Origin of the sequence: Microvirga sp. HBU67558 (genome assembly GCF_018069605.1) — a bacterium.
GTDB classification, from domain to species: Bacteria; Pseudomonadota; Alphaproteobacteria; order Rhizobiales; family Beijerinckiaceae; genus Microvirga; species Microvirga terrae.
Genome location: NZ_JAGPUP010000514.1, coordinates 35326 through 42073, shown reverse-complemented (window position 1 = coordinate 42073; position 6748 = coordinate 35326). Strand labels below are relative to the sequence as shown.

The 6748-nt window shown below is 65.0% G+C and carries 5 protein-coding genes; 2 read left to right on the top strand and 3 right to left on the bottom strand.

The features are described from left to right. Positions 1-226: 226 nt before the first annotated feature. Positions 227-1327: an NAD(P)/FAD-dependent oxidoreductase gene (locus KBI52_RS14310; protein WP_210808275.1), complete on the top strand. Its 1101-nt coding sequence runs from the start codon at positions 227-229 to the stop codon at positions 1325-1327. A 112-nt stretch (positions 1328-1439) separates the two neighbouring features. Beyond that, the gene (locus KBI52_RS14305; protein WP_210808269.1) at positions 1440-2228 is read left to right on the top strand and encodes a class II glutamine amidotransferase; all 789 of its coding nucleotides are present in this window, start codon (positions 1440-1442) and stop codon (positions 2226-2228) included. Positions 2229-2249: 21 nt separating this feature from the next. Here KBI52_RS14305 and KBI52_RS14300 read toward each other — a convergent pair whose 3' ends face one another. From KBI52_RS14300 to KBI52_RS14290, 3 genes are all read right to left on the bottom strand, one after another. Beyond that, entirely contained in the window at positions 2250-2534 is a 285-nt protein-coding gene (locus KBI52_RS14300) for a hypothetical protein (protein WP_173946398.1), read from the bottom strand. Positions 2535-2638: 104 nt separating this feature from the next. Next, complete coding sequence (locus KBI52_RS14295) at positions 2639-3349, bottom strand: glutathione S-transferase (RefSeq protein ID WP_173946397.1); 711 nt, start codon at positions 3347-3349, stop codon at positions 2639-2641. 188 nt (positions 3350-3537) lie between these two features. Then, positions 3538-6138 carry a calcium-binding protein gene (locus KBI52_RS14290; RefSeq protein ID WP_210808267.1) on the bottom strand — a complete coding sequence of 867 codons (2601 nt, stop codon included), beginning with the start codon at positions 6136-6138 and terminating at the stop codon, positions 3538-3540. Positions 6139-6748 lie beyond the last annotated feature (610 nt).

The following is a 6748-nucleotide window of genomic DNA, read 5'->3' as shown; positions in this document are numbered from 1 at the left end:
CAGATCCGCGTCACCCCCGATCCCAAGCTCGTCCACCTCTTCGACGAGCAGACCGGAAAGCGCCTCTGATCGACGCACGCGGCAAAGGCGGCCCGCATCCGCGAGGCCGCCTTTTTCATGCGACCTGCAAAGCCAGGGTGGAGCGGTCGGACTGATGGTCCCGGACCGTCCATGACCATCCTTGCAGACTTCGACATCCTGACTTCCGAACCGCCGGGAGGCAACCATAGACGTTCTCGTGATTGGGGCCGGTGTCGTCGGGCTCGCGGTTGCGCGCGCGCTCACCCTTCGCGGCCATGGCGTGATCGTGGCCGAAGCGACAGGCGGCATCGGCAATGGCGTCTCCTCGCGCAACAGCGAGGTCATCCATGCCGGCATGTATTACCCGTCCGGCTCGCTCCGTGCGCGTCACTGCGTCGACGGCCGGCGGATGCTCTACGCCTTCTGCGAGAGCCACGGCGTGCCGCACGCCAAATGCGGCAAGCTCATCGTGGCGACCGACGATCTCGAACAGGCCAAGATCGAGGGCATCTACGAACAGGGGCTGGCGAACGGGGTCGAGGGGCTCTCCTTCCTGACCGGCGAGGAGGCGCGGGCCCTCGAGCCGAATCTCGTCTGCACCGGCGCCGTGCTGTCGCGGGAGACGGGCATCGTCGACAGCCACGCCCTCATGCTGGCGCTCCAGGGCGATCTGGAGAGCGCCGGCGGCGCCATCGCGTTCCATGCGCCCGTCGCGCGCATCGCCCGGGAGGGGGCCGGATGGAACGTGCATGTGGGCGGCGAGGAGCCCACCGACCTCGTCGTCGACGCGGTGGTCAATGCCGCGGGGCTCGGCGCGCAGGCGCTGGCCCGCGCGACGGACGGCTATCCCGCCGGTCGCGTGCCGAAGCTGGTGCTCGCCAAGGGCAATTATTTCGGCTGCCTCGGCAAGCCCGCCTTCTCGCGCCTCATCTATCCGGCTCCCGTCGACGGCGGCCTGGGTACCCATGTGACGCTGGACCTCTCCGGCCGCATGCGCTTCGGTCCCGACGTGGAATGGATCGACCGGGAAGAGTACGAGGTCGATCCGCGCCGGGCCCAGAGCTTCTATGCCTCCATCCGCCGCTATTGGCCGGAGCTCCCCGACGGCGCGCTTGTGCCCGATTATTCCGGCATCCGTCCCAAGCTCACGGGGGCCGGCGAGAAGGCGGCCGATTTCATGATCGACGGCCCGGCCGAGCACGGATTGACGGGGCTCGTGCAACTCTTCGGCATCGAGAGCCCGGGCCTGACCGCGTCCCTCGCGATCGCCGAGGACGTGGCGGCAAGGCTCGCCGCGCCGGTCTGACGCCACGAAGGCCGGACGCCCGCAGCGCAGCCGTTAACCGGCTGTTCACCATGAATGCAAGAGAGTACAACATCGTTACGAAGTGCGATGCCTAGGGGGCTGCCGTAAGCCGATGTGCCGCTTTCTCGCCTACCGGGGGGAGCCGATCTTCCTCGATGAACTCGTCTGTGCTCCGGCCCATTCCCTGGTCCACCAATCGCTGCACGCGGTCGAGGCCAAGACCGAGACGAACGGCGACGGCTTCGGCATCGGCTGGTACGGGGAGCGCCGCGAGCCCGGGATCTACCGGGAGGTCCGGCCGGCCTGGTCGGACGAGAACCTGAGGAGCCTGTGCGAGCAGGTGCGCTCCCGGCTCTTCTTCGCCCATGTGCGCGCCTCCACCGGCACCTCGACGACGCGGGCCAACTGCCACCCCTTCGCCCATGGCCGGCATCTGTTCATGCATAACGGCCAGATCGGCGGCTACGGGCGCATCAAGCGCCGGCTGGAGGCCCTGATCCCGGACGAGCTCTACGACCGCCGGCTCGGCACCACGGATTCCGAGGCGATCTTCCTCCTCGCGCTGGCCAATGGCCTGCCGGAGGAGCCCGTTACCGCCATGGCCAGGACCCTCAAGCAGGTGCGCGGCCTCATGGACCAGGCCGGCATCGAGGAGGCCCTGCGCTTCACCGCCGCCTTCACGGACGGCGAGAGCCTGTGGGCCTATCGCTGGGCCTGCGATGCCAAGCCGCCGACCCTGTATTTCCGTCAGGAGGGCGCCAACCTGCTGGTGGTCTCGGAGCCCATCGACGACAAGACCCGCGGCTGGCGCGAGGTGCCGAAGGGCTGCAGCCTCGTGGCCGCTGGCGGCAGCGTCACGGTCGAATGCCTCAACGCCGCCATGGATTGCCTGGCGGCGTGAGCGCCGCACGGGTTCGCGCTCTCACGAATTCAGGCTGTCGGCCGGCCGGGCGATCAGGGACATCAGGGCGCCCTTGAGTGCTTCCATCTGAAGCTCGGTCTCGGTCCGTGCGCCGTCGTCGTCCGGGCCGCCGAGCGACCGCAACCGCGCGTTCTCGGCGGCGAGCCGGTCGTTCTCGGCCAGCAGGATGGCGATCTTCTCCTCGGCGATCCGAAGGCGGGCCTGAACCTCGTTCCGCTCCTGCTCGCGCAGCTGCGCTCGGTCGCGCCAGAGACGAATCGCGACGCCCTCGGTGTCCTCGGTCATGCTATGCTCCTGATCGTTCGTGAGGATCCACAGGCAGCGTGGAGGAATTGAGGCCGGAAGGGAAGAACGGACGCCATCCAGCCCTGCCGACCCTTAACAAGCCCCTAACGATCCAGTTCCGGATAGCGCCGGAAGATGCCCTCCTGGTTGAAGGGGATGCGCCGGGGGCTCGCACAATAGGCCTTGATGCGCGGCCGCCGCGCGACGGCGTCGTGCAGGGCGGCGACCCGCGGCGCCTGCTTCAGCGCGCGCCCCGTGGCCTTCGGAAAGGCATAGGACAATCCCTCGACAAGCTGGAACAGGGAGAGGTCGGCATAGGTGAGCGAACGGCCGACGAGATGCGCATCGCCTGCGGGGTTGCGCGCGAGGATGGTGTCGAACCAGGTCAGGAATTTCGGGATCCGGTTCTCGCAGAACTCGTCGGACCGCCGCAGCGCTTCGGCCTTCTGGTCCTCGTAATAGAGGCCCACCCCCACGGGATGATGCGTGTCGTGCGCCTCGGCCACCAGGTCCGCGATGGTGAGCTGGATCTGATGCGTCCACAATCCGCCAGCCGGATCCTTGGGCGCGAGCCCGTGCCGCGCCCCGAGATAGAGCAGGATCGCGGCCGTCTGGCCGATGATCGTGTCGCCGTCCTTGAGGAAGGGCGGCGCCAGGGGCGGATGCTCCGCGTGATCCATCATCCGCATCATCACGGCGATGCCTTCCGATTCCCGGGCCACGTCGATGTAATCGGCACCGGCCTCCTCGAGGGCTAGCCTGACGAATTCGCCGCGCCCCTGAATGGTCGGCCAGTAGTAGAGCTCATAAGCCATGCGGATCTCCCCGTGATGCTCCGACACGAAGGAGAATGGGGCCGAAAGGGTTCCGCGCAAGGCATCGCGGGGGCGGGGCCGGAAAGGCGCGCCGGAATGCGGCCAGGCGCTCCGGAAAGCGGAACGGCGCCCTGCAAGGCAGGACGCCGTCCCTCGTTCTCATTTGCCCTACGGGAGTCGTGCCCGGATCAGATCACGAAGAAGTCCTTGTAGGTCATCTTCAGGTTGCGATCGAGCGTGGCGATCTTGACCGCGGCAGAGGAGCCGGTGCCGTCGGCGTCGTAGTACAGGATGCCCTTCTTGTTGTCGTAGATGATGTGGTCATCCCGGTCGTGCGCCTTGGCGCCCTTGTAGAAGTACTTGCTCGCCATCTGCTTCGGCTTGCTGGGTGAGCCGCTGCCGACCTTGAAGTACTTGTTCTCGAGATAGATCGAGTCGTCACGGACGTTATAGTCGGCGATCTTATCCACGTTCGTGCGCTTGTTCGGACGCTTGTCGAACACGAAGATATCGCGATCGAGCCCGCCGAAGAGCACGTCGTTGCCTTCCTGGCCGTAGATCTTGTCGTTGCCGCGTCCTCCGGAGAGCACGTCGTTGCCGGCGCCGCCCATGAGGATGTTGGCGCCGTCGTTGCCGGTCAGCGTGTTGTTGAACGCGTTGCCCGTCAGGGTGATCGCGACCGCCCCGATGCCGGTGATGTTCTCGATCGCGCCAAGCCTGTTGAGGTCGTAGCCGTCGATGGCCACATACACGGTATCGACACCTGCGCCGTCGATGACCTGATCACCGAGGTTGTCGATGTAATAGGCGTCGTTGCCGGCTCCGCCGTTCATGGTGTCGGCGCCCGTGCCGCCGTTGATGACATCGTCGCCCGCGCCGCCGTCGAGAGCGTCGTTGCCGTCGCCGGCCTGCAGGTTGTCGTTGCCGTTTCCACCGGCGAGGGCGTCGTTGCCGACACCGCCGTCGAGGACATCGTCGCCGTCATCGCCGCTGAGGGAATCGTTGCCGTCGCGGCCATAGAGGACATCGTTGCCGATGCCGCCGGCCAGGGCGTCGTCGCCCGCTCCGCCATCCAGCGCGTCGTTGCCGGCGCCGCCGTCGAGGACATCGCCGCCGCCGTTGCCGTAGAGGGCGTCGTTGCCGCCATTGCCCGTGAGCCGGTTGGCCGCATCGTTGCCGGCGATGATGTTGTCGCTCTCGTTGCCGGTGAGATTGATCGCATCGAACCCGGTCGCGAACAGGTTCTCGATGCCTGCCGAGAGCGTGTACGTGGCGGACGAGAAGACCTGGTCGTATCCGCCGCCGGACTCGTCGATCACCGTGCTGGTGGCGGAGACGTTGTAGGTGTCGTTGCCGGCGCCGCCGACCAGGGTATCCGTTCCGCTGCCCGCGACGTCGGTAAGCGTATCGTCGCCCGCGCCGCCTTCGAGCCTGTTGGCGACGGCGCTACCGGTCAGAGTGTCGTTGAAGCGCGAGCCGATGATGTTCTCGAAGTCCTTATAGGTGTCCTTGTTGGCATCGCCTGCGGAGCCGCTCTGGGCGGCCAGATTGACCGCGACGCCGCTGCTCCTGGCGCCCTGGAACGTCAGCGTGTCGATGCCGTTGCCGCCATCGAAGTCGTCGAGTTCATGAACCGACGGCGCGTAGACGTCGTTGTGCGAGGTCCCGATCAGGGTCACGGCGTTCGCGCGCGCATCGACGATCGTCGTCGTGATGACACTGCTGCGTCCGTCGGAAAGAGAAGGATTGTGGAACGACACCGCCAAGCGGCCATCGGCCATCTCGGAGATCGACGGCGTCCGCTGCTCGCTAGCATCGGTATGCACCTTGATCGGCTTGCCCAGGATGCCATCCTTATCGACAACCCTGACCCACACATCCCCCGTGTCAACGTTCGGTGTCGATTGAATGTAGGCGATGGCGACACAGCCATCGCGGAGGCCGGTCACGCTCACCTTCTCGCCCATGCTCGGCTTCTGTCCGGTTGAGACCGTGATCGGTCCCCAATCCGCGACGACATTACCATTGGTATTGAGGTGGAACTTCCTCACCCCGATCGCTCCGGTAGCGCTATTGTTGCTGTTCGTGACAACGACGAACTCACCCGTGGGTGCACCGTTGGGCCGCTTCAGCGAAATAACGTCGGCTTCGATAACATTTGTAACAGTAATCGCGCCCGAGGCAGATGTGCCGTTGACGCCTTTGATGAAGGCTGTTCCCTGGTGGATGTAAGTGACTGCGTGGTTCGTGCCACCAATCCAAGCGACATCGGGAAGTGAAGGTGAAGCTTCGGTCGATATACTGAAAGGAGTGCCCGCAGCACCGTCTCCGCTATACTGGGCCATCCGCACGGAATTATTATCGACATAGACGGTCATCCAGCCCTGGGAGTTGGCGCTCATCTGCACGCTGTCCTGGACGTTCGTCGTGGTGGCGAGCGTGACAACCGGGTTGCTCGTGGTTCCATCGAAGGAATATTTCAGGCTCTTCACATCGCGGGCGGATGCATTCGTTCCGGTGTTCTCGGTCCAGATGATGGCAAAATCGCCGTCGAGGCCGATAGGCTGCACATCCGCAAATTGCTGAGCGTTCGTCTTCGGAACGAATTGGTTGACGCCGACCTTGTCGCCCTTCCCGTCATAAAGCTGGAAGGCGATCCGCTCGCTGTCACGCCAGGTGACGATGTACCCGCCGGTCGGGAGCATGGTCAGCGTATCGAGGTCGACACCTTTACCGGCAGTGCTGACGTCGCTTTGGATTTTCCAGATCACCGGATCAACGAGGGTCATCTTGTGTTCTCCTGAAAACGGAAGGGGTTTTGTCGGACACGGCTGAACCGTCGGGTGGGCCCCTCGGGAGCAGGCGCGCGGAAGGGTTCGGCGGCCAGGGCTGCCGGTGGTGCTTGCGCGGTGAACGAGTGTCTGTTGTGCGCCGTGGGATGCCGTGAGGATCGCGGCTTCCGCAGCATCGGAGGCCGTGAATTCGTCAAGGCAACTTGGTTACAAGGCTATATGGGCCCGCGTGCGGGCGAACAACTCTCCGTTCAGAGAGGGTCGGCCGTAACGGAACGTATCCTAACGGCAGATTGCGGCACCTCACCTTGGGTAAGTCTCTGGACTGTCAACGAAAAGCTCCGTTCATGCGACATTGTTGCAGTAACGAAAAAGGTGAAGCTCGACTGTGCGCGGGAGCACATGATCGCCCCGGACGCGCCTTGTCCGGTCCTGGGGGGCAGCCGGCAGGCTCGCCGCGAAACGGCGGTCGCGGCAGATTTCCATTATGCGGTGGCGTTCTCAGGATGAGCGTCGAAGGTGGGAGATCGGATCGCCGGTCCTGCATTGTCTCGTCATATCCGCTCCTCTCCCGTCATGGCCGGCAACAGGCGGGTGATGACCGGCC

Bases quoted from the DNA above. Each gene is read 5' to 3' on its own strand.
- KBI52_RS14305 (WP_210808269.1), top strand. From the start codon at position 1,440: ATGTGCCGCTTTCTCGCCTACCGGGGGGAGCCGATCTTCCTCGATGAA.
- KBI52_RS14300 (WP_173946398.1), bottom strand. From the start codon at position 2,534: ATGACCGAGGACACCGAGGGCGTCGCGATTCGTCTCTGGCGCGACCGA.
- KBI52_RS14295 (WP_173946397.1), bottom strand. From the start codon at position 3,349: ATGGCTTATGAGCTCTACTACTGGCCGACCATTCAGGGGCGCGGCGAA.
- KBI52_RS14290 (WP_210808267.1), bottom strand. From the start codon at position 6,138: ATGACCCTCGTTGATCCGGTGATCTGGAAAATCCAAAGCGACGTCAGC.